At 70.6% G+C, this 23203-nt stretch carries 21 protein-coding genes; 15 read left to right on the top strand and 6 right to left on the bottom strand.

What is annotated here, in order from left to right; translation table 11 throughout:
* The first annotated feature begins 2 nt into the window (after window positions 1-2).
* The 3 genes from ABZX12_RS23460 (at window position 3) to ABZX12_RS23450 (ending at window position 3074) form a co-directional block, all read left to right on the top strand.
* Window positions 3-1154, top strand: coding sequence for a protein kinase (locus tag ABZX12_RS23460; protein ID WP_355696232.1), 1152 nt, complete (start codon window positions 3-5; stop codon window positions 1152-1154).
* Window positions 1155-1215: 61 nt separating this feature from the next.
* Window positions 1216-1815 carry a helix-turn-helix domain-containing protein gene (locus ABZX12_RS23455; protein WP_355696230.1) on the top strand — a complete coding sequence of 200 codons (600 nt, stop codon included), beginning with the start codon at window positions 1216-1218 and terminating at the stop codon, window positions 1813-1815.
* The gene (locus ABZX12_RS23450; RefSeq protein ID WP_355696228.1) at window positions 1812-3074 is read left to right on the top strand and encodes an MFS transporter; all 1263 of its coding nucleotides are present in this window, start codon (window positions 1812-1814) and stop codon (window positions 3072-3074) included. Before ABZX12_RS23455 ends, ABZX12_RS23450 begins: the two co-directional genes overlap by 4 nt.
* Here ABZX12_RS23450 and ABZX12_RS23445 read toward each other — a convergent pair.
* Window positions 3016-4344 (bottom strand): hemolysin family protein, encoded by a 1329-nt coding sequence (locus ABZX12_RS23445; RefSeq protein ID WP_355696226.1) that lies wholly within the window; start codon window positions 4342-4344, stop codon window positions 3016-3018. The genes ABZX12_RS23450 and ABZX12_RS23445 overlap by 59 nt on opposite strands.
* Window positions 4345-4511: 167 nt before the next feature.
* On the opposite strand from ABZX12_RS23445, the gene galT reads away from it, so the two are divergent.
* Both galT and galK read left to right on the top strand, forming a co-directional pair.
* Window positions 4512-5558: a galactose-1-phosphate uridylyltransferase gene (gene galT, locus ABZX12_RS23440; RefSeq protein WP_355696225.1), complete on the top strand. Its 1047-nt coding sequence runs from the start codon at window positions 4512-4514 to the stop codon at window positions 5556-5558.
* Complete coding sequence (gene galK, locus ABZX12_RS23435; protein ID WP_355696223.1) at window positions 5555-6682, top strand: galactokinase; 1128 nt, start codon at window positions 5555-5557, stop codon at window positions 6680-6682. The genes galT and galK overlap by 4 nt, the downstream gene beginning before the upstream one ends.
* On the opposite strand, the gene ABZX12_RS23430 is transcribed toward galK, so the two are convergent.
* On the bottom strand, window positions 6675-7487 hold the full coding sequence (locus ABZX12_RS23430; protein ID WP_355696221.1) for a DeoR/GlpR family DNA-binding transcription regulator: 813 nt from the start codon (window positions 7485-7487) through the stop codon (window positions 6675-6677). The two genes, galK and ABZX12_RS23430, sit on opposite strands and share 8 nt — an antisense overlap.
* Before the next feature lie 79 nt (window positions 7488-7566).
* Here ABZX12_RS23430 and ABZX12_RS23425 point away from each other — a divergent pair, with 79 nt between their 5' ends.
* From ABZX12_RS23425 to ABZX12_RS23400, 6 genes are all read left to right on the top strand, one after another.
* Window positions 7567-8700: a GNAT family N-acetyltransferase gene (locus ABZX12_RS23425; RefSeq protein WP_355696219.1), complete on the top strand. Its 1134-nt coding sequence runs from the start codon at window positions 7567-7569 to the stop codon at window positions 8698-8700.
* Between the two features lie 196 nt (window positions 8701-8896).
* Window positions 8897-9559: a GNAT family N-acetyltransferase gene (locus ABZX12_RS23420; RefSeq protein ID WP_355696217.1), complete on the top strand. Its 663-nt coding sequence runs from the start codon at window positions 8897-8899 to the stop codon at window positions 9557-9559.
* 186 nt (window positions 9560-9745) lie between these two features.
* Window positions 9746-10441, top strand: coding sequence for a CAP domain-containing protein (locus ABZX12_RS23415; RefSeq protein WP_355696216.1), 696 nt, complete (start codon window positions 9746-9748; stop codon window positions 10439-10441).
* A gap of 174 nt (window positions 10442-10615) precedes the next feature.
* A complete protein-coding gene (locus ABZX12_RS23410) occupies window positions 10616-11599 on the top strand; it encodes a CAP domain-containing protein (RefSeq protein ID WP_355696214.1) in 984 nt (327 codons plus the stop codon).
* A 225-nt stretch (window positions 11600-11824) separates the two neighbouring features.
* Window positions 11825-13846, top strand: coding sequence for a hypothetical protein (locus tag ABZX12_RS23405; protein WP_355696212.1), 2022 nt, complete (start codon window positions 11825-11827; stop codon window positions 13844-13846).
* 75 nt (window positions 13847-13921) lie between these two features.
* Window positions 13922-14182: a hypothetical protein gene (locus tag ABZX12_RS23400; protein ID WP_355696210.1), complete on the top strand. Its 261-nt coding sequence runs from the start codon at window positions 13922-13924 to the stop codon at window positions 14180-14182.
* On the opposite strand, the gene ABZX12_RS23395 is transcribed toward ABZX12_RS23400, so the two are convergent.
* Entirely contained in the window at window positions 14158-15111 is a 954-nt protein-coding gene (locus tag ABZX12_RS23395; RefSeq protein ID WP_355696208.1) for a helix-turn-helix domain-containing protein, read from the bottom strand. The genes ABZX12_RS23400 and ABZX12_RS23395 overlap by 25 nt on opposite strands.
* A gap of 82 nt (window positions 15112-15193) precedes the next feature.
* On the opposite strand from ABZX12_RS23395, the gene ABZX12_RS23390 reads away from it, so the two are divergent.
* Window positions 15194-15955: an MBL fold metallo-hydrolase gene (locus ABZX12_RS23390; RefSeq protein ID WP_355696207.1), complete on the top strand. Its 762-nt coding sequence runs from the start codon at window positions 15194-15196 to the stop codon at window positions 15953-15955.
* A gap of 112 nt (window positions 15956-16067) precedes the next feature.
* A complete protein-coding gene (locus ABZX12_RS23385; protein ID WP_355696205.1) occupies window positions 16068-16538 on the top strand; it encodes a lamin tail domain-containing protein in 471 nt (156 codons plus the stop codon).
* On the opposite strand, the gene ABZX12_RS23380 is transcribed toward ABZX12_RS23385, so the two are convergent.
* Complete coding sequence (locus ABZX12_RS23380; RefSeq protein ID WP_355696204.1) at window positions 16535-17395, bottom strand: MOSC N-terminal beta barrel domain-containing protein; 861 nt, start codon at window positions 17393-17395, stop codon at window positions 16535-16537. The two genes, ABZX12_RS23385 and ABZX12_RS23380, sit on opposite strands and share 4 nt — an antisense overlap.
* Window positions 17396-17452: 57 nt before the next feature.
* On the opposite strand from ABZX12_RS23380, the gene ABZX12_RS23375 reads away from it, so the two are divergent.
* Complete coding sequence (locus ABZX12_RS23375) at window positions 17453-17998, top strand: helix-turn-helix transcriptional regulator (RefSeq protein ID WP_355696202.1); 546 nt, start codon at window positions 17453-17455, stop codon at window positions 17996-17998.
* On the opposite strand, the gene ABZX12_RS23370 is transcribed toward ABZX12_RS23375, so the two are convergent.
* Complete coding sequence (locus ABZX12_RS23370) at window positions 17961-18767, bottom strand: fused MFS/spermidine synthase (RefSeq protein ID WP_355696200.1); 807 nt, start codon at window positions 18765-18767, stop codon at window positions 17961-17963. The genes ABZX12_RS23375 and ABZX12_RS23370 overlap by 38 nt on opposite strands.
* Window positions 18768-18881: 114 nt before the next feature.
* Between ABZX12_RS23370 and ABZX12_RS23365 the strand changes: the two genes are divergently transcribed.
* A complete protein-coding gene (locus ABZX12_RS23365; RefSeq protein WP_355473860.1) occupies window positions 18882-19874 on the top strand; it encodes a malate dehydrogenase in 993 nt (330 codons plus the stop codon).
* A 61-nt stretch (window positions 19875-19935) separates the two neighbouring features.
* Here the strand turns inward: ABZX12_RS23365 and ABZX12_RS23360 are convergent, their stop codons facing one another.
* A complete protein-coding gene (locus ABZX12_RS23360; RefSeq protein WP_355696199.1) occupies window positions 19936-23175 on the bottom strand; it encodes a S8 family serine peptidase in 3240 nt (1079 codons plus the stop codon).
* Between the last annotated feature and the right edge of the window lie 28 nt (window positions 23176-23203).

Here is a 23203-nt window from a genome sequence, read left to right as displayed (position 1 = left end):
ACGTGCTGCTTGCGGAGCGCTATCGCACGTCCGAGATCCTCGGCCACGGTGGGATGGGCGAGGTCTATCGCGGGTGCGACGAAATCCTGGGTCGCCCGGTCGCGGTGAAACTCCTCCGGCCGGACCTGCGCGATCCGTTCGCCGCGGCACGGTTCCAGCGCGAGGCTCGAGCCGCCGCCATGGTGCGGGATCCGCACGTCGTCGCGGTCTACGACTTCGGCCACTCCAACGGCGAGTACTACCTGGTGATGGAACTGCTGGAGGGCCGCAGCGTCGCGCACGAACTCGCGCTGCACGGTCCGCTCCCCCCGGACCGCGCCGTCGGCATCGTCCAGCAGGTGGCCCGCGGACTGGCGGCCGCGCACCGGCACGGCATCGTGCACCGCGACATCAAGCCGGACAACCTGCTGATCGACGTCGACGGCTCGGTGAAGATCGCCGACTTCGGCATCGCGCACTCGCCCGGCGGAACCATCACGCCGGCGTCGTCGGGCCTGATCCTCGGCACCAGCCTCTACCTCGCCCCCGAGCGGGCCCTGGGACAGCCGGCCACGCCCGCCACCGACGTGTACGCGCTCGGCTGCGTGCTGTACCAGCTCCTCACCGGGCGTCCGCCGTTCGAGGGCGAGAACCCGACCGTGGTCCTCTCCCAGCACGTCCAAGCCACGCCGACCGTGCCCGAAGAGGTTCCGGCACCGGTCGCCGACCTGATCCGCCGGATGCTGGCCAAGGAGCCTGCGGAGCGTCCGACGACCGACGAGGTCGCGTCCTGGGCCTTCACCGACCCGCGGAACGCGACGACGGCCGAGCTCCCTCCCCTACCGCTACGCCGAAACCGGCGAGCGGTTTTCGTTGGCCTGGCCGCGCTGATCGCGCTCCTGGCAGCGGTGATCGCGGGGGTACTCACCAGCCAGAGCGCCGGTACGCCGCCGGCGCCGACGGATGTCGCCCCGTCCCGCACGCCACAGCCGACGGCTCCGTCACCCACGATGGTCACGACGCCGGCCGCGACGGCCACGAAGGTGACCACCACCAAAGCGCCGCCCGCGACCTCGGCACGGCCGACGGCCCGGACCCACGCGACGTCGCAACCCGCTGCCAAGCAGCCTCCGGGCAAGCACAAGCCGAAGCCGGGCAAAACGGGTAAACGCTGACAAGCACTGACATTCCAAGCAATGCCTTGACATCGGATCTGGCCTGGCGCATATTCCAAGCATGTCTTTGGAAAAGGATCCGCGGCGGACGCGGCTGCTGAGTGACCCGCTGGCGATCCGGGCGATGGCGCACCCCGTCCGGCTCGACCTGCGGTCGCTGCTGGGCCGCGAGGGCCCGATGACCGCGGCAGAGGCCGCGCGGCATCTCGGGATCAGCCAGGCGCTGGCCTCCCATCACCTGCGGCAGCTCGCGAAGTACGACTTCGTCGAGCCGGCTCCGGGCAAGGACAACCGCGAGCGGCCGTGGCGCCTGGTCTCGACGTCGCAGTCCTGGCGGGACGCGATGCGGACACCCGAGGGCGCCGCGGCGGCCGAGGTCCTCGAGCAGCTGATGGCCGAGCGCGCCCTCGACGACCTGGCGAAATGGCAGCAGCAACGACTGCACGAGGACCCGGTGTGGCGCGACAACTCCGGCATCGGCCAGACCGGGATCTACCTGACCGGCGAGGAGCTCGCCGAACTCGTCGGGCAGATCGACGCGCTGCTGCAGCGCTGGGTCGACGAGCGGCCCATCGACGACAAGTCCACCCGCCCGCCGGGCAGCCGGCATGTCTCGTTGACCCAGATCCTCACCATCTCACCGGAGCAGGAGGAGCGATGAAGGACTTGTGGGGCGTCCTCGCGCGGCAGCGCGACTACCGGCTGATGCTCGGCGCGGGTCTGATCTCGCTGATCGGCGACTGGCTGCTGCGCACCGGACTCGCGTTCCAGGTGTACGTGCTGACCGGCTCGACGCTCGCGTCCGGCGGCCTGTTGCTGGCGTCGTTCCTGCCGGCCGTCCTGCTCGGCTCGCTGGCCGGCGTCTTCGTCGACCGCTGGAACCAGCGGACCACCATGATCGTGACGAACGTGCTGAACGCGCTCGTCCTGGTCCCGCTGGTCGTCGTCCACGACGCGAGCACGATCTGGATCGTGTACGGCGTCGTCCTCGCGCAGAGCTGTCTGCAGCAGTTCTTCACGCCGGCCGAGCAGTCGCTGGTCCCGGTCCTGGTGAACTCCGAGCAACTCGTGACCGCGAACGCGCTGAACAGCCAGATCCGCGATCTCGCCCGGCTGATCGGCGCCGCGCTCGGCGGTGTGCTGGCGGCCGCCGGCGGGCTGACGCTGCTGGCGCTCGGGGACGCCGCGACGTTCCTGATCGCGGTCGGCCTGGTCGCCGCGATGCGGCATCGGCAGCAGCGGCCCGAGCCGAAGGAGGAGACCGCGGGCGGCGCGATCAAGCGGCTCAAGGACGAGTGGACCGAGGGGCTGCGGCTGTGTGTCGAAGGTCCTGCGATGCGGCTGCTCTTCGTGTTCTGCCTGGTCACCGGGGTCGGCGAGGGCGTCATGAGCACACTGTTCGCGCCGTTCGTCAGTGCCGAGGTCGGCGGCGACGGGAAGGTGTACGGCCTGATCGTGTCGTCGCAGGCAATCGGCGGGATCATCGGCGGCCTGGTCGCCGCCGCGATCGGATCGCGGTGGCCGGCGGCGACCCTGTGGGGCATCGGCGCGCTCGCCTTCGGCCTGATCGACACCGCTCTGTTCCTCTACCCGCTGGTGTCCAGCAGTGTGATTCCCGCGTTCGCCTGCATGATCGTCGTCGGCCTGCCCGGTGCGCTCACCGTCGCCGGCATGATGACGGTCTTCCAGAACCTCACCGTCGACGGCACCCGCGGCCGTATCTTCGGCGCGGTCGGCGCCGCCGAGAGCGTCGCGGTCCTGGTCGGGATCGCCGCGGCCGGCTTCCTCGGCGACGCCGTCGGCATCATCCCGGTCCTCGTCGTCCAAGGCCTCGGGTACGTCGCCGGCGGGCTCGTCGTCCTCAGTCGGCGGCGGATGCTGGCGCCGCGGCCGGAAGCTGTTCTTCCTCAGCCGGCTTGACCCGGTGCAGCCGGACCCGCGCGACCCGGCGGCCGTCCATCTCGGTCACGGTCAGGGTGTGGGTCTCGAACGCGACCTCGTCGCCGGTGGACGGAACCTTCCCGAGCCGCGCGGCGAGGAAGCCGCCGACCGTCTCGTACGGGCCGTCGGGGAGTTCGATCGCGGTGGCGTCGGCGAAGTCGTCGAGGTTCAGCAGGCCGTCGACCTCGATGTCGCCGCTGCGCAGCCGGGTGGTCTCGGCCGCCTCCTCGTCGTACTCGTCCTTGATGTCGCCGATCAGTTCCTCGACCAGGTCCTCCAGCGTGACGATGCCGGCGGTGCCGCCGTACTCGTCGAGCACGATCGCCAGATGCGTGCTGCGGCGGCGCATCTCGGTCAGGGTCGGCAGCAGCTTCGCGGTGTCCGGCAGCATCAGCACCTCGCGCGCCAGGTCGCCGACCCGCACCGAACGGGTCGCGACCGCCGGGTCGAACAGGTCCCGGACGTGCACGAACCCGACGATGTCGTCGGCCGAGCCGTTCATCACCGGGTACCGCGAGTGCGGCCGCTCGGCGGCGAACTTGACGGCCTTGTACGCCGGCATCTCCGCGTCGACGAAGTCCACCTCGGTGCGCGGCAGCATCAGCTCGCGCAACTGCCGGCTGCCGGCCTCGAAGACGTCGTCGACGATCTTGCGCTCCTCCTCGCCGAGCGACTCGTGCGCCGAGACCAGGTCGCGGAGCTCCTCGTCGGTCATCACCTCACGGTTCGCGTTCGGGTCGCCGCCGAGCGCGCGGACCACCAGGTCGGTCGACTTCGACAGCAGCCAGATCACCGGCCGCGCGCCGGACGCGATCCGGTCCACCAGCGGCCCGAGGGCGAGCGCGAATCCTTCCGCCCGCTGCAGCGCCAGGCGTTTGGCGGCCAGCTCGCCGAGCACGATCGACACGTACGAGATCAGGATCGTGATCAGCACCAGCGCGACCGTGTCGGACACCGACTCGGGCAGTCCGAGCTGCTGCAGCTTCGGCGAGAGGCCGTCGGCCAGCGTCGCGCCGCCGAAGGCCGCGGACAGGAAGCCCATCAGGGTCACGCCGATCTGCACGGCGGACAGGAACCGGTTCGGGTTGGCGGCCACTTTCGCGACGATCTCGCCGCGCCGGCCGCGGTGCGAGAGCGCCTTGAGCTGGCTTTCGCGGAGCGAGACCAGGGCCATCTCGGCCGCGGCGAAGACCCCGCCGATCAGCACGAAGACCAGGATCAGGACGATGTTGAGCAGGGTGTCGTTCATGGGTGGGGTTTCCTAGCGCCCTCTCGTCGACAGGCGAGAGGGCGGGCGTTGGGCGTAGTCGTCCATCTACCAACTCTAGCGGTGGGCAGTCCTACCGTGCATGTTCGAGTTTGTTGGTTTACGATGATTCCTGGCCGGACGCGTCGTACGGCCGGGAGGGTCACACGATGAACACACCCCGCGGCGTCCGCCGTACCGACACCAAACTGTCGGACGGCCGCGAGCTGATCTACTACGACCCGGCCGACGCGCCGGCCCGGGTGCCGCTCGAGGACACCCGCGGGCTGCCGGCCCCGCAACCGCAGATCGAGCTGCGCACCGATCCGCTCACCGGGGACGTGATCTCCTACGCGACCCACCGCAACACCCGCACCTACCTGCCGCCGGCCGACCAGTGCCCGCTGTGCGCGAGCAAGCCGGGCAACCCGACCGAGATCCCGGACCACGACTACAACGTCGCGGTCTTCGAGAACCGGTTCCCGTCCTTCGCCGGCCCGGGCCGGACCGAGGTGATGTGCTTCACCAGCGACCACAACCAGTCGTTCACCGACCTCTCCCAGGGCCAGGCCCGGCTGGTCGTCGACACCTGGGCCGACCGGACCGCCGAGCTCGGCGCCCGCGACGACGTCGAACTGGTCTTCCCGTTCGAGAACCGGGGCCGTGAGATCGGCGTGACGCTCAGCCACCCGCACGGCCAGATCTACGCCTACCCGTTCCTCCCGCCGCGGATGCGCACCCTGATGGCGCAGGCGCGCAAGCACCAGGAAGTTGCCGGCAGCAACCTGTTCGCCGACGTGCTGGCCGCCGAGCGCAAGGAGGGCACCCGGGTCGTCGCGGAGAACGGCAACTGGACCGCGTTCGTGCCCGAGGCTGCCCGCTGGCCGGTCGAGGTGCACCTGTACCCGCACCGTCAGGTCGGTGGTATCGACGAGCTCTCGGTCGGCGAGCGCGACGACTTCGCGGAGCTGTACCTCGACGTCCTGAGCCGCTTCGACGGCCTGTACGGCGAGCCGCTGCCCTACATCGCGGCCTGGCACCAGGCCCCGGTCCGGATCGACCGCGAGCTCGGTTACCTGCACCTGGAGCTGTTGTCGATCCGGCGGGCCAAGGACAAGATCAAGTACCTGGCCGGCTCCGAGTCCGGCATGGGCGCGTTCATCAGCGACACCCGCCCCGAGGACGTGGCCGAGACCCTGCGGAAGGTTGGCTCGTGAGCTTTCAGGACGTTTTCGGCACTGCGCCCGACGGCAGCTGGCGGGCCCCCGGCCGGGTCAACCTGATCGGCGAGCACACCGACTACAACGACGGCGTCGTGCTGCCGATCGCCCTGCCGAACCAGATCGTGGTGACCGCCGCCCGGCGCACCGACGGCCGGGTCGCGGTCACGTCCGGCGGTCACACCGGCGTGGTCGAGTTCGCGCTCGACGACCTCGCACCGCACTCGGTCGGCGACTGGGCGGCGTACCCGGCGGGCGCCGCCTGGGTCCTGCGCGAGTCCGGCTACCCGATCGGCGGCGCGAACCTGCACTTCGAGTCCGACCTGCCCTCGGGTGCGGGTCTGTCGTCGTCCGCGGCGCTGCTCTGCGCGACCGCCGTCGCGCTGCTCGGCCTCGTCGACGTGGAGATCGACCCGGCCGAGGTGGCCCGGCTCGCCCAACGCGCCGAGAACCAGTACGTCGGCGCGCCCGTCGGCCTGATGGACCAGACCGCGTCGATGTGCTGCACGGCCGGTCACGCGCTCGCCTTCGACATCCGCTCCGGCGCGCTGGACCAGATCCCGTTCGACCCCGAGGCCGACGGCCTGCGGTTGCTCGTGGTGGACGTGAAGGCGCCGCACCGGCACGCCGACGGCGAGTACGCCGCGCGCCGGAAGAGCTGTGAGCACGCCGCGGCCGCACTCGGCGTACCGGCCCTGCGTTCGGTGGACTACGACGGGCTCGACGCCGCGCTCGCGCGCCTCGACGACGACGTCGACCGGCGCCGCGTCCGGCACGTGGTGACCGAGATCAAGCGCACCGAGGACGCGATCGCGCTGATGCGCGCCGGCCGGCTGCGCGACGTCGGGCCGCTGTTCACCGCCTCGCACGTCTCGTTGCGCGACGATTTCGAGGTCACCGTCCCCGAGCTGGACGTCGCGGTCGACGCGGCGCTCGAGGCCGGCGCCCTAGGCGCGCGGATGACCGGCGGCGGTTTCGGCGGCTGCATCATCGCGCTGGTCGAGACCGCGACGGCCGACTCCGTGCTGGCGGCGATCGAGAAGGCCTTCGCGGAGCAGGGATTCACCGCACCGACCTCGCTCGCCGCGACCCCGTCGGCAGGAGCCTCCCGGATCAGCTAGCGATCACCAGATCGCAGCCCGTGTCCCGCATGGCCTTGCGGGCCGCGGTCGACAGACCGTCGTCGGTGACGATCACGTCCAGGTCGGACCAGGTCGCGAAGGTGCTGAGACCGATAGTGCCCCACTTGGTGTGGTCCGCGACCACGACGACCTCACGGCTCGCCGCGATGAACGACCTGTTGGTCTCGGCCTCCATCAGGTTCGGCGTGCTGAGCCCGTGCTCGGCGTCGACGCCGTGGGCGCCGAGGAACAGCAGATCCAGGTGCAGCGACGCCAGGGCCGCGGTCGCGATCGGCCCGACCAGCGCGTCCGACGGCGTCCGGATGCCGCCGATCAGCACGACGGTGCGGTCCGAGCGCCCGTTGCCGTGGAACACGTCGGCGATCCGCGCCGAGTTCGTGACAACTGTCAAGTTCTCCACCCGCAGCAGCTGACGGGCCAGCGCGTACGTCGTCGTACCGGCGCCGATGCCGATCGCGCTGTCCGGCTGGACCCGGGTGGCGGCCTCGGCCGCGATCGCCTGCTTGGCCGCGGACTCCTGGGTGAGCTTGGCGTCGAACCCCGGCTCGTGCGCGCTGCGCAGGCCGACCGAGGTGGCGCCGCCGTGCACCTTGTGCAGCAGGCCGCTGGAGTCCAGGGCGTCCAGGTCACGCCGGATCGTCATGTCCGAGACGCCGAACCGGTCGACCAGTTCGGCCACCGTGATCGCGCCCCGACTGTTGACCTCGGCAACGATCGTGGCCTGCCGCTGGGCGGCCAACTGGCCGCCGCGGCCGCGTGGCGGTTCTGCTCCGGCTGCGTTCACGCCTCCCAGCCTAATCGCGGAACGTCCCCCTGTCAGGGAAATGTGTTGCCCGGCCGGTGGCAGCGCGTCACGCTGGAGCATGCGATTTCCCGAGGATGTCCCCGAGCTGACCGACGGCGTGGTGACCCTGCGTGCGCACACGGCGGACGACGTCGAGCCGGCGTACCGGATGTGCCAGGACCCGGTGATGCAGCAGTGGACCACCATCCCGGTCCCGTACCTGCACGAGCACGCGGTCGGCTATCTCACCGAGATCATCCCGGCCGGCTGGCGCGAGAACACCTCGTGGGCGTGGGCGATCGAGTACGACGGGACGTACGTCGGCACCGTCGACCTGCGCGACGGCGAGGGCGGGGTCGGCGAGGTCGGCTTCGCGGTGTCGCCGGACGTCCGCGGCCACGGGGTGATGACGCGCGCCCTCCGGCTCGTGGTGCGGCACGCGTTCGACGGGCTCGGCTGGGACCGGGTGATCTGGCGCGCGTACGTCGGGAACTTCGCGAGCCGGCGGGTCGCCTGGAAGACCGGATTCCACGGCCTGGTGACGATTCCGGGCGGCGGGGTGTCGCGCGGCGTCCGCAAGGACGAGTGGGTCGCGTCGATCGGCCGCGACGACGAGCTCGAGCCGCGCGGCAACTGGTGGACGGTGCCGGTGCTCGACGGCGGCGCGATCCGGTTGCGGCCGCTGCGGGAATCGGACGCGCAACGGGTGATGGAGGCGTGCGGCGACGAGCGGACGCAGCAGTGGCTGACCGGCATGCCCTCGCCGTACGGGCTGGACGACGCCAAGGGCTTCATCAACAGCCGGCCGGCCGCCGCGGCCGACGGTGAGGCCGTGGCGTGGGCGGTCGCCGACGCGGTGACCGACGAGCTGCTCGGCAACGTCAGCGTCTTCGGGATGAACCACCGGATGGACAAGACGGTCGGCGAGCTCGGGTACTGGATGCACCCGGACGCCCGCGGCCGCAAGGTGATGTCGAGCGCCGTCGAGCGGGTGATCGCGCACGCGTTCCGGCCGATCGAGGACGGCGGTCTCGGCCGCCGCCGGCTGGTGGTGAAATGCGCCGACGGGAACACCGCGTCCGCGCACGTTGCCGAGGCCAACGGCTTCACCCGGGTCGGCAACGAGCGCCGCGCCGACCGGCGCCGCGACGGCAGCTACGACAACCTCCTCACCTACGACCTGCTCACCGACGAGTACCGCACCCGCCGCTGACATCTCAGGGGTCAACCCCTGAGCAGGCGGGTTGACCCCCGAAAATCCGAGGCCGCAACCCACCAGCTGCGGGGTTGACCCCTCAGACGTCAAGGCGGTAGTGGTGACCGGCTGGAGGCACTGGTTTACGGCCAGTTGGTGACAAACGACACCGGTTCCCCTCGCCGTGGCGCGATCGGGCTGCTTGAATCGACGGGTGAGAGATCGTGAGGAACTCGTCCGCCGTTGGCAGGCCGGGTGGTCCGTCTCGCGGGGCTGGACCACGGTTGAGGAGGACAACGACGGCATCCTGATCGTCCGGGCAGGTGAGGAGAGCCGGCCGACGGAGTACGTCGTACTGGATGCCGACAACAAACCGGAGCGGGTGGAACGAGCCGCCCAGCTGGCCCTCGCCGACGGCGGCGGGCGCGGCTCGGGCTGGATCACGCTGGCCACCGACGACAAGGAGGCCCGGATCGAGCAACTGGAGAATCTCGGCCTGGAGGTCCAGCAGGACCAGGACTGGCTGATGACGATCCAGCTCTCGGAGCAGCCGGCGCTGAAGCTGCAGGACCGCTACGCGCTGCACACCGAGCTCGAGGACGACCTGATCATTACCCGCGCCACGATGCACGGCGGGGTGGTGTCGAGCGGCCGGATGGCAGTCGTCGGCGAGGACGCGGTCGCGGACCGGATCGAGACCGACCCGGCGCACCGCCGGCGCGGACTCGGCAGTGCGGTGATGGCGTCGCTGGTCGAGGCGGCCGCCGCGAAGGGCGCCAAACGCGGCATCCTGATCGCGTCCATCGACGGCCTGCGGCTGTACCGCAGCCTCGGCTGGAAGGTCATCTCCGACATCGTCATCGCGCGCTCCCGCTGACATTCAAACGATTGCCATAGTCAAACCGTTGTAAAGCGCGGTCTTCGCAGGAGTTGGCAAGCTCTTGCCTGGGCAAGGCTGCACAGCATGACGAACCACAGACGTCCCACGCGCAACGGCGTGGTGGGTCCGCTCCTCGCCTCCTTGTCGGCTCTTGCCCTGATGGCCGGGGTCGGGTGGTTCGTCATGCGTACTACGGACAGCAAGGTGACGAGCCAGGAGACGCCCGTCACGACGATGACGACCGCTGCCGACGACGCCCCGTCGACGACCCCGGTCCGTCCGACGAGTCCGTCGTACACACCTCGCCGTACCCCGTCCCAAACCCCGACCACCACCAGGAGCCTGACGCCGCGGCCGACGCGCTCGACGACGGCGCCGAGCCGGGGCGGCACGCCCAGGCCCAGCACGTCGTCACCGACGCCCACGCGCTCCGCGACCCCGACGCCGACCAGGACGACCAAGACCTCCAAGCCCGTCGGCGGATCGGGGCCGGCCGAGTCGCAGGTCCTGGACCTGACCAACCAGGAGCGGGCGAAGGCCGGCTGCGGGCCGCTGCGGACCAACAAAGCCCTCACCCAGGCCGCCGAGGCGCACGCGGCCGACATGGTGGACCAGCACTACTTCGCGCACGACAGCCTGGACGGCCGCACCCCGTTCGACCGGATGAAGGCGGCCGGATTCCGCGGCGGCGCGATGGCCGAGAACATCGCCGTCGGTTACTCCACCGCGGCCGCGGTCGTGCAGGGCTGGATGAACAGCGAGGGGCACCGGGAGAACATCCTGAACTGCAAGTACACGATGATCGGCATCGGCTACGACCCCGGCCAGGTGAAGCCGGAGTGGGGCAACGGCAGCTGGGTGCAAGATTTCGGCGGGTGACCGGTGAGTTCAGTCAATCGTTTTCTTCAGGATTCGTTAAGAGGGTCATCGGCTCTGTAACGATGACCTCGCGCGTCGGTTAAGGTCGCTGTTCGGTGACCAGGGGGGACCTGGCTGTAACACGGGGAACGACGCGCAACTCGGTACGAAAAACGAAGAGGATTCGCCCATCCCATGACGGATTCGCCTACCCCCCGGCGGCACCGCGGCAGTAGACGAGCTCCCCGCAGGAGCCGTGGCCTGGTCGGCCCGATCGTCAGCGCGCTCTCGGTCCTGGTCGCGATCGGCCCAGTGGTCTGGCTGATGTCTCGCGACACGTCCCGGGTCGACGACGCCGGGAAGGTCCTGAACGTCTCCGAGGAGAGCCGCGTCGACGGTGGCTCGGCGGTCGAGGGTACGACGGCCGGCACCCCGCTGATCACCATCACCAAGACCTTGCCGAACGGCCGTACCACCACTGCCGTGGTCGGTACGCCGGCCCTCGGCGGTGCCGCGAACTCCACGACGACCGGCACACCGACCGTCTCGGGTACGCCGAGTGACACGCCCGGCAGCGCGCTCAGCACGCCGACGGCACCCACCGTCGGCGTGACCACCGTGACCGTGCGGCCGACCACGCCGCGCAGTACGGAGACGGAGACCGGCCGGCCGCGGCCGACGAAGACAGCGACCACGACCGCGACCAGCTCGCCGACCAAGTCCCGGAGCACCAGCCCGACCCCGAGCGACACCCCGGAGCCGCCGACGAGCGGCGGCGGGACGAACACGCAGGAGCGGCAGGTCCTCGAGTACACGAACCAGATCCGGGAGCAGCAGGGCTGCGGCCCGCTCCGGCTGGACAGCGCGCTCGTCGAGGCCGCCGGCAAGCACGCGTCGGACATGGTCCGGCGGCACTACCTGGACCACACGAATCCTGACGGACAGGACCCGGGCGACCGGATGGCGGCCTCCGGGTACCGCGGGTCGAGCTGGGGCGAGAACATCGCCGCCGGCTACGACAGCGCGCAGAAGGTGGTCGCCGCCTGGATGCAGAGCGACGGGCACCGCAAGAACATCTTGAACTGCCGATTCACCTCGATCGGCATCGGGTACGACCCCGGCCGGGTGCGGTCGGACTGGGGACCCGGCAGCTGGGTCCAGGACTTCGGCCGAAGCTGAGGCCCGGGCCGACATGGTTGTCATTGTGCCTAGAACACCGAGTGTGGCCGGAACGTTGTCCCAAGGTCACAATGTCCGGCCGGTTCGCGGTCGGTCGCGGCGGGTAGATCCGTCCTTGTCATGTTGCCGGACGTTCCTGGGGGGCTCCGGTGAGACGGCTGGTGAGGCGTCTCGAGCTGACGAGGAACGTCTTGGGGGCGCGACTTTGAAGGGAACAACGAAATAATGTCCGAGTCCGGCAACGGCCGGTACAAACCGCGCCGGAAGGCGACCCGAGCGGCGTCCCGCTCGACGCGGTCCGGCAACCGGTCCACTCCGCCCGCGGAATCCACCCCGTCCGCCCCGGCCGCTCCGCCCGAGCCGCCGCGCTACGCGCCGCGGACCAGCGACGAGTCGCCGTTCTGGGCGAGCGCGCCGAAGGGCGGCTCGTCCAGCGAGTCCCCGTTCTGGGCCAACGGCAACCAGTCGCGCCCTGCCACGCCCCAGTACGCCGCTCGCGGTGCCCTCCCCAGCTACACCGCGCCTGACACCACCTCCGGCCTGCCCACGCGGCCGGCCGAGGAGTCCACCCCCGGTACGGCGAACCGGCGACCTGCCGGTGGTACGCCGTCGTGGGTCGAGCAGTCCCTCGCAGGCGACACCGAAACCCCGAGCCGCGCCCGCCGCGCAGCCCGCGCCGAGTCCCCCGCTCCCCTCGGCGAAACCGCCGGCACCTGGTCCTCCCGCCGAGCCGTCGACGACTGGGCCTCGCTGGCCACCCCCAAACGCCCCGAAGACCGCCCAACCACCAAGGACAGTTCGAGCCGCGCGGGCGCAGGCAGCACAGGCCTGTCGACCGGCACCGGCGGCTCCGGCCTCATGAGCGACCCGAGCGCAGGCGGCGCAGGCCGTGCGGGTCTGTCGACCGGCTCCGGCCTCGCGACCGACCCGGGCGCAGGTCGCGCAGGCGGTGCCGCTGCGGCTGCTGATGATCTGGCCAATGTCGGTCGCCGGTCCGCTGCCCGGATTGACGCGGCAGCGCTCGCCGCCGACCACTCCACCGCAGACCGGCCTACTGCTGCCGGGGGCGGAACTGCGCTCGGGGCGGGCCACTCGACCAAAGACGTGCGGGCTGCCACTGGCGTCGGTGAGGCCGGCCTCGGCGCAGACCACTCGGGCGCAGGCACGCGAACCGCGGCTGGCGCGGGCGGAGCCGCGTTCGGTGCGGACTCGGCTGCAGGCGCGCGGGCTGACGGTGGCATCGGGGCACCTGGGCTCGGGGCTGACCGGTCGGGTGCCGGCGGGCGGGATGGTGCGGTGAGGCTCGGCGCGTACGCGGCGGGTGGAGACGACTCTGCCGCGCATGTTGCTGCGGGTGGCTCCGGGCGCGGTGCTGCTGGACGTGGGGGTTCGGGGCCCGGCAGCGGTGGGCCGGGGCGGCGGGCCGCGGCCCGGTCGGCGGCGGCTGAGCGGGCTTCGCGGGGGCGGCGAGCGGTGATCGCGATCGCGTCCGTGGTGCTGGTGATCACGCCGATCTCGTGGATCCTGCTGCACCAGCCGCAGAACGACGAGGCCGACGCGTCGGTGCCGATCGTCACGCGCACCGACGACACCTACATCACCCCGACCACGAAGGCGGCCAAGGTCACCCCGTCGGCCAAGGTCACCGTCCCACCGACGGCGACCCCGTCGGCGACCCCGACCAGCACCCCGTCGGCCACCCCCTCGACCACGCCGACCGAGAGCCCGACGGACACCCCGACCGACAAGCCGACCAAGTCGTCGACCCGCACCCCCACGGTCGCACCGACCTCGGCCCCGACGTCCGACCCCACCACGGCTCCCACGTCGCCGGGTCGCACGGTCACCACACCCGGCCCGACGCAGACGACCACGACCCCACCACCGGTCGACGGCGGTATGGCGCCCAACGAGAAGCAGTTGTTCGACATGATCGACAACGCGCGCGCTGACAACGGCTGTGCTCCGCTGAAGCAGGACCCGAGCCTGACCACCAGCGCAAGAGGGACAGCAAGCAGCCGGTCAAAGACCGGCAGCGGGATGAACGACTCGTCCGGATCGCAGGTCGGGGCCGGCGGCGACAAGATGAACGCCCAGCAGGCCTACGACGACCTGATGGCGGACAGCAAGGGCACGGTTCTGAACTGCGGGCTGACCACGCTCGGCGTCGGGTTCGGTACGGCCGAGCGGTGCACGCTCTTGCTCTTCTGCACCGACCGCAACGTCTGGGTGGCGAACTTCTCGTAGTAACCCGCGCACGATTCCTCCCTGTTGGTGCGACCATGGTTGGGCGACCTGGTCCACCAACCCGGGGGAGGCTGGATGTTTTCCGAGCGTGATGACGTGGATCGGGTGGAGCCGGCGCATTTCGGGATTCATCCGGACGCGCTGGCGGCGGAGCGGCCGGATCCGCGGCCCGAGGAGGCCAGGCGGATGGGGCTGAGCCGGCACACCGAGGAGGGCGCGGTGCTGTCGTTCGCGTCCTCGCTCGACCGCGGCAAGCCGGCGCACCGGATGATGGCCTGGATCCTGCTCGTCACGTTCGCGGCGCCGGTGATCTACATCCTGCTCGTGCTGCTGTAGAACTCCTGCCGATGCCGCTGCGGCGTCGTCCCCAGCAAGCCGTGGAAGTGATGCCGTAACGCGTCGCTGCTCCCGAACCCGCTCTCCGCGGCCACCCGCTCGACCGGCAGATCCGTTGTCTCCAGCAACAACCGCGCCCGGTCCAGCCGCTGCCGCAGCAGCCAGGCCTGCCCCGAGCTTCCGGTCCGCGCCCGGAACTGCCGGGTGAAGGTACGCCGGGACATCGCCACCGCCCCCGCCCACTCGTCGAGCGAGACCGGCTGGTCGAGTCGCGCCCGCGCCCACACCATCGCCTTCTCGATCACGTCGTCGGCCGGGTCCGGCGGCACCGGCACCGGAATGTACTGCGCCTGCGAGCCGCTCCGGTGCGGCGCGACCACGATGTCGCGGGCAACCTTCTCGGCCATCTCGACCCCGAGATGCGTCCGCACCAGGTGCAGGCAGCAGTCCAGCGAGGCCGCCGTGCCGGCGGATGTCACCAGATCCCCCTGATCCGACCACAGCACGTCCGCCCGCACGTTCAGCGACGGATACCTCGACCGCAGCTCGTCCGCGAACCGCCAGTGCGTGACGACTTCACGTCCCGCCGCGATCCCACTCTCCGCGACCAGGAATGCCCCGAGGCACAGCCCGACCACGGTCGCACCTCGCGCGTGCGCCCGCCGGATGGCGTCCAGCAGTACGTCGGACGCGACCAGCCCGGGCTCCCAGCTCGGCAGCACCACGACATCGGCGCGCTCCATCACCTCGAGCCCGCGGTCCACCGAGATCCCGAACCCGGCGCTGGTGGGAAACGACCCGGGCTGCTCGGCACACACCTGTACGTCGTACCGGTCCGGCAGGCCGCGGCGCTCGCCGAGGACCAGGCACGGCACGGAGAGGTGGAACGGGCTCATCCCGGGATAGGCGAGGACCGCGACAGTACGCATGAGAACAGTATGGCCCGATCTTCGGAAACTATGGCTCCCGGGCCAATGGCGGGACGGGCCGCCAGGCCGGAGGATCGTGGCCATGAAGATCACGCACATCGGCGGCCCGACCGCCGTCCTGAACCTCGGCGGCCTCACGTTCCTGATCGATCCCGCGTTCGACGAGCCCCGGGAGTACCAGCTCCCGGGCAGGGTGATGAAGAAGCTCACCGGACCGGCGATCCCGGCCGCGGAGCTCGGCCCGGTCGACGTCGTCCTGGTGTCGCATGACCAGCACAAGGACAACCTCGACGACGCCGGGCGCGCCCTGCTGGCCGGCATCCCGACGGTGCTCTCGACGCCGGACGCGGCCACCCGCATCTCCGGCGTCCGCGGCCTGGCGAACTGGGAGTCGGTCGACCTGCCGCGTCCGGACGGCGGCGTGATCACGGTGACCGGCGTACCCGCGCTGCACGGGCCGGAGGGTGCGGAGGAGGTCCTCGGCGTGGTCACCGGGTTCGTGCTGAAGGGAGACGGACTGCCGACCGTGTACGTCTCCGGCGACAACGCGTCGCTCGGCCTGGTGAAGGAGATCGCCGACCGGTTCGCGCCGATCGACGTGGCGGTCCTGTTCGCCGGCGCCGCACGCACCACGCTGCTCGACGGAGCCAACCTGACCTTGACGTCCGCCGACGCGGTCGAGGCCGCGCGCCTGCTCGCCGCCGCCGTCGTCGTACCGGTGCACACCGAGGGCTGGGCCCACTTCACCGAAGGCCCCGACCAGTTCGCAGCCGCCTTCGCAGAAGCCGGCCTGTCCGACCGCGTGAAGCTCCTCGAGCACGGTGTCGCGACCGCCCTTGATTGAGCACTTGACGAGCACGGAGCGTGACGGATAGCGTGTGCGACCGCCGGGGGGAACCGGCAGTTCGTGTTCATCGGGCCGGGGGGACGTCGGCCCACTGCCAAGGGGGAATTCCTTGTTCGTACGACGCTTCCGCACGCTCTTTTCCGCTGCCACGGCCGCTGTGGTGCTGGCTGGTTCGGCGCTTCTCGCACCACTGCAGGCCGACGCCGCGATCACCGTGGTCCTGAGCGGCATCCAGTACGACCCGCCGGGCGCCGACGTCCGGACGAACGCCCAGCTGAACAACGAGTTCTTCACCGTGCGCAACATCAGCTCGCGGCCGATCAACCTGTCCGGCTTCCGCGTGCTGGACGCCGCCAACCACCTGTTCGTGTTCCCGCGCGGCTATGTCCTGCCGGGGCAGTCGACGGTCATCGTCCGCACCGGCAAGAACCGCAACCGCGCGCTCACGCTGTACTGGAACCAGAGCTGGTACATCTGGAACAACACCGGCGACACCGCCCGTTTCCAGACGCCGGACGGCAAGACCTTCGACACCTGCACCTACAAGGCCGTCACCGGCCGCTACCGGGTCGCCTGCTAGCCGCGCGTCGCGGGCGCCGGGTCGGCGCCCTCCGGGATCCACTCCTGGACGACGATCTCGTCACCGACCCGAATGGTGCCCGGGGCAAGCACTGCGGCCTTGACGCCGAAGCTCACCCCGCCGCCGTAGGCGGGCTCGCGGCGGTACGTCGCCAGCGTCCGGGTCGGCTCCGGCCCGGACTTGGCGCCGGTCGCCTGGTCGACGGTCGGGACGGCGCAGCGGATGCCGCGCGCGGAGTACCCGATCCCGACCTCACCGGCGGTCATCCGGAGCACCCGGTCCTCGGTGTGCGGCTCGTCCCAGCCGGAGACCACCAGGTTCGGCCGGAAACGGTTCATCGGGATCGCGTCGCCGCCCCGCTCGAGAATGCGGGCGTTCAGCCCGTCGAGTGACGACTGCGACGTGATCATCAGCGCATGTGCGTCGCCGAAGCCGGTCAGCCCGCGATGCGCGCCCCACCCCGGCCGCTCGTGCTCGGGTGTCACCCGGACGAGCGCCGCCGGGGTGCCGAGCCGCTCGGTGAACCACTCGTCGGCGGCCGGGTCCTGGACCACGCCGAGCCCGAACCACTTCTCGAAGAGGCTGACGTCGCGCCGCTTCCCGTCGTACCGGATCCCGATCTCGAGGTCCGGCGCGCCCGGCGCCGACAGCCGGAGCGCGTCACCGGCCACCTCGGCATGCAGCGTCGCCATCGCCGGCAGCTTGCGCTGGCTGAGGAATGTCCCGTCGGGCTGGACGAGCATGAACAACCGGTCGTTCAGCAATCCGGTCGATCCGACCTCAGCGGTCTCGACGGAAATCCCGGCGAGGCCCTTCACCGGGTAGTAGGCCAGGGCAGCAACCTTCACGACAGACACAGGCTCAAGCCTAACTGCCCTTGCTCTGTTGAAACGTGTTGAGTTATGTTTGAACACGTGGAGGACTTCACAGCTGCCTTGCAACAGGTACGTCGGCACGCGGGCCTCAGTTACCGCCGGCTGGCCGAGCGTGCGCACTACTCGCATCCACAGCTGATCCGCGCGACCAGCGGCAAGCAACTGCCGACGTGGGACGTGACAGCGGCCTATCTGCGGGGTTGCGGCGTCCCGGCGGACCTGATGCCCGTCTGGCGCCGGCGCTGGGAGCAGGCGAGCCGCGACCCGCGCGACATCGTGCTGCTGCTGGAAAGCGCCGAGTCCCTCGAAGATCTGGGGGCAGCTGTCGCCGCCCTCGCGCGCCCGCGCTCGCTCCGAGCGCTGGAGCAGGAGACCGGAATCCCCCGCACGACGATCCAGGCCTGGTTCCAAGGCACTCGGAGAGCCGGCCCGGACCGTCTCGACCACCTGGTCCGCTCGGTCGGGGCAACGCCCGAGGAGCGGTCGGCCGTCGCCCGCGCCGCACACCGCCTGAGCGCCGAGCGAGTCGGCACCAGCCGCGACCGGATCAGCTCCGGAACACCGAGGCCGGTGCGCGCGGCGTGAGGTAGCCCTCCGCGTCGGTGAGCGGGGCCGCCTTGCCGGCGAGCTCGCCGAGCGGCATCACGTCGTACGGCGGTTGCGCCCGGCGGCCCGCGTCCGTCAGGTCGGGCACCGGCTGCCGCGACGCGACCATGATCACGTTCCCGAATCCCTTGCCGCGCAGGATCTTCCGCTCCGCGAGCACCACGCCCGCCCCGATCGCCGCCTGAACGGTCGCCGCAGTCCGGCGGATGAACGGCAGGCCGGCTTTGCCGTCGATCAGGTTCGCGACCAGGACGCCGGTCGGCCGCAGCACCCGCGCGCACTCGGCGAAGAACTCCGCCGTCACCAGGTTCGCCGGGACGGCCTCGTGCTCGAAGGCGTCCAGGATCACCAGGTCCATCGAGTCGTCGTACACCTCGGTGATACCCGCACGGCCGCTGACCGGGCGGACCTTGATCCCGGAACGCTTCGGCAGCGGCAGCGCCTCGCGGACGAAGTCGGTCAGGTCCTCGTCGGGTTCGAGCACGACCTGCCGGGACCGCGGGCGGGTCACGGCGACGTACCGCGGCAGGCTCAGCGCGGCGCCGCCGACGTGCAGCACCGCGACCGGCTGGCGTCGCGGCGCGGCCGCGTCCACGACGTCACCGATCCGGCGCATGTACTCGAACGCCAGGTTGCCCGGGTCCGCGAGATCTACCTGCGACTGCGGCGATCCGTCCACCCGCAGCACGAACGTCCCGTCGTGCTGCGCCTCGACACTCGCCAGGCCCGATCCGGTCCGCCGCTCCACCCGGCCATCTTTTCAGGCCGCGATGTGAGCAATCAGGCGGTGCCCCAGCGTTGGGCTGCGACACTCGGCTTGCTAGCGTCCGAAAGACACAATCGGATGAGCTAGGAGCGAGTCGTGAGCACTACACCGGTGAAGGTGGCCGTTACCGGGGCCGCGGGGAATATCGGTTACAGCCTGCTGTTCCGGATCGCGAGCGGGGCGCTGCTCGGGCCGGACACGCCGGTGGAGCTGCGGCTGCTGGAGATCACCCCGGCGCTGAAGGCGCTCGAGGGCGTCGTCATGGAGCTCGAGGACTCGGCCTTCCCGACGCTCGCCGGGATCGAGATCGGCGACGACCCGAACGTCGTCTTCGACGGTGTCAACGTCGCGCTGCTGGTGGGTGCGCGGCCACGGACCAAGGGTATGGAGCGCGGTGACCTGCTGGAGGCCAACGGCGCGATCTTCACCGTCCAGGGCAAGGCGCTCAACGAGCACGCCGCGGACGACGTCCGGATCACCGTCACCGGCAACCCGGCGAACACCAACGCGCTGATCGCGAAGAGCAACGCGCCGGACATCCCCGCCGAGCGGTTCTCCGCGCTGACCCGGCTGGACCACAACCGGGCGCTGGCGCAGCTGGCGAAGAAGACCGGCACGCACGTCACCGACCTGAAGAAGCTCACGATCTGGGGCAACCACTCCGCGACGCAGTACCCGGACATCTTCCACGCCGAGGTGGCCGGCAAGAACGCGGCCGAGGTCGTCAACGACCAGGCCTGGGTGGAGAACGACTTCCTGCCGACCGTGCAGAAGCGCGGCGCGGCGATCATCGAGGCCCGCGGCGCGTCCTCGGCGGCCTCCGCGGCGGCCGCCACCATCGACCACACCCGCGACTGGCTGAAGGGTTCGGCCGACGGCGACTGGCTGTCGATGGCGGTCGTCTCCGACGGTTCGTACGACGTGCCGGAGGGCCTGATTTCGTCGTTCCCGGTGACCACCAAGGACGGCAACTGGGAGATCGTCCAGGGCCTGGACATCAACGAGTTCTCCCGCGGCAAGATCGACGCGTCGGTCGCCGAGCTCGGCGAGGAGCGCGACGCCGTCAAGGAGCTCGGCCTGATCGGCTGACCCTCGTCCTCGGAACAGCGCAGCAGGCCCCCGGTTACGCACCGGGGGCCTGCTGCCGTTCTCACCGCAGGCTGTAGGCGGCGATCACGGTCTGGGTCGTTGTGTTACCGGCCTCGTCCGTCGCCGTCGAGCGCAACGAGACGGTCTTGCCGGCCGGTGTCGGGAAGACCGCCTTCCCGCCCACGACCGGCGCCTGCCGCCAGGTGGCCCCGGCGTCACCGGAGTACTCGATCTTCACCTTCGCGACCGCGCCGCCCTTGACCTCGAACGGCAGCGTCGTGACCGGAGTGCGGGCCATCGTGTTGTTCCCGTCCACGTCGGGCCGGAAGCCGACCGTGTGAATCGGGATGTTCCGCTGGTCCGCGGACGACGTGAACGTAGCCTCCAGGTCCATCCGCGTCGAGAACGGCCAGAGCTGCTGCGTGCCGGTCGTGACCAGCTTGTACGACGCCTTACCCGCCGGCTGGTCCGCGACGCTGACGTAGCCGAACCGGTTCGTGGACCCGACCTCGGTCCCGTCCCGGAACAGCTTCGTGCTGCCCGTCAACTCGATGTGGCCGGCGTGCCCGTCCGCGTCGGTGAGCGAGTACAACGAGATGCCGAGCTGTCCCGCCGACCGCGTCGCGGCGTACACCGACGGCACGAACGCGGCCGCGTTCCACCGCTCCCGGTAGTACCGCCCGGCCTTGTACGGCACCGACTTGCCTTCCAGCGACCACTTGCCGAACGGGAAGTCCGAGCCGTCGGTGTCCTCCTCGGTCGCGCCGCCGAAGCCGTACGGCGTCTCGTCGACGTAGTACCGGATGGTCCGCGGCGGGTCGAGGCGGATGACCCGCGCCCAGCCGCTGTCGCCGTTCGGACCGGTCGGGAACAGCATCTTGAACAGCCGCTTGCCGTCGGCGGAGTTGACCGTCGCGTCGACGGTCGCCAGATCGGACTGCTTTACCAACCGGGCGAAACCGGTCGGGAAGTCGCCGGGGAAGTAGTTCGCGATCCCGTACAGGTACGGCGTGTTGGTGTACAGCCCGTCCTCGCCGGGCACGCCCCACTGCGACGTCACATGTCCGACGAGCTGGTCGGCCGGCAGCTTCGGCCCGGCGTTGTAGGTGAACATCTCGCCGGATCTGAAGCCACTCGCATCGTAGCTGTACGGCCCGCTCTTGATCGTCCGGTCGAACCCGATCCCCGAGTTCGCCTGCTTCGCGGTGGGATCCGGCACCGAGGTGGTGATCGGCTCCGCCTTCCGCGCGTCCAGCACGACGGTCCGGTCCGCGTTCAGCTGCACGCTCGGCGCGACCAGCGTGAAGAAGATCCAGTCCTCCGGACCGCGCTCGAACTCCTGGAACGTGTCGACGGTGTACTCCCCCTGCGGCAGCCGGACGGTGTACGTGCCGGTCGCGTCCGGCATGTTCATGAACGACACCACATCGGTGTCGACACCGAACACGTTCACCGGGTAGTCCACGTCGGGCTTGCCGTCGCGCATCACCATCTTGACGGTCAGGTTGTACGACGGACCCTCCTTGTCGACCCCGACCGGTACGACGACGGTCTGGCCGCCGCCCGTGGCCGTGATCCGCCCGCTGTACAGCCCGTCCGCCCCGCCGAGCGTGGTGTCCGATGTCGCCTGTACGGACGCCGTTCCACCGGCCGGAACCGTGACCGAGTCGGCGCTGAGCTTGAGCGCACCGGCCGGGGCCGCGGCGCCGTCGGGGCCGGTCAGGACCGAGGACAGCGCGAGCGTGACCGGGTCGTCGCCGAGGTTCCGGAACGTCACCTCGCGGGCGACCGGCTGGTCGTCGTCGTGCGGGTACGCCGCGAGGCCGAACGACACGCTGCCCGGCTCGGCGACCACGTTCTGCTTGATCGCCGTGGTCAGGTTGATCCGCCCGGCGCCCTGCTGGAACGCGGTCTGATCCGCCGCGACCTTCGCCGATCCCATCAGCGCGGACTTCAGTTCCGCAGCCGTCCAGGAGGGATGTTCCTGCAGCAGGATCGCGGCCGCGCCGGCGGTGTGCGGCGTCGCCATCGACGTACCGGACAGCCGCAGGTACTTGTCGCCGACCGGTTCGCCGATCGACGAGTCCTTCGACTTCGCCGCGACGATGTCGGTGCCCGGCGCGGTCACGTCCGGCTTCACCGCACTGTCGCCGATCCGCGGGCCGCGGCTCGACGTCAGGTTCAGCTCGTCCTGCTTGGTGACGTTGCCGACCGTGAGCGCCGCGTCCGCGCTGCCGGGCGAATCGATCGTCCCGTCACTGGGACCGCTGTTGCCGGCGGCGACGACGAACAAGGCGCCGGTCTGCGCGGTCAGCCGGTTCACGGCCTCCTCGAGCGGGTCGAGCTCGGGCGTGTCCGGACCGCCGATGCTCAGGTTGACGATCCTCGCCTTGACCTCGGTCGCGGCCCACTCCATGCCGGCCAGGATCGCGGACTCCTCGCAGCCGTAGACCTCGCAGATCTTGCCGTCGTAGATCTTCGCGTCCGGCGCGACGCCCTTGTACCGCCCGTCCGACGCGGCGCCGGTGCCGGCGATCGTCGACGCGACATGCGTGCCGTGACCGACCACGTCGTCGGCGGACTCGGTGGTGAAGTTCTTGGCGCCGGCGATCTGCGGCGCGAGATCGGGATGTGTCGCGTCCACGCCCGTGTCGAGGACCGCCACCGGTACCCCCTTGCCGGTGTACCCGGCCTGCCACGCGTCCGGCCCGCCGATCTGCGGCACGGACTGGTCCAGCAGCACCTTCCGCTTCCCGTCCAGCCAGAGTTTGCTGAACCCGGCGGAGCCGATGAAGTCCTTCGCACCGCTCTTGCTGACCTTCATCGCCGCGCCGCTGATCGACGGCAACTGCCGAAGCACCTTCGCACCCGCGGGCACGGCGCGCTTCGCGTTACCGCTGTACGTCGCGAGCACCGGGATCGTGCTGCTCGACGCGTCGTCGTACCTGTCCTTCACCAAGCCGGCGACATCGAACAGCCGGCGGTCGATCCGGCCGCTTCCAACGTCCTTGCCGACGTCGGCCGGGATCACGTACGTGTGGTCCCGGAACCGTTGCTTGACGAAGCCGACGTTCTCCCGGCCCTTGCCGGGCTCGACGGTCAGCTTGGCGACGTCGCCACCGGGCAGCAGCACCCGGTCGCCGGTGATCAGCGTGACGCTGACGTCCTTGCCGGCACCGGCCGGTGGAACGACGGGTGCCGTTGGCGCCGCCTGAGCAGGCGTCAGGGCCCCGGCGGCAAAGCCCGCGACCGCCAGGACGGCGATCGCGGGCGTTCCTCTGCGCATGTTTCTCGAACTCACAGCCTCACCCCAAAAGTCGGTTGTCGGC

This window comes from Kribbella sp. NPDC003505, from assembly GCF_040610875.1.
GTDB lineage: Bacteria > Actinomycetota > Actinomycetes > Propionibacteriales > Kribbellaceae > Kribbella.
This window is presented reverse-complemented; position numbering and strand designations above follow the sequence as displayed.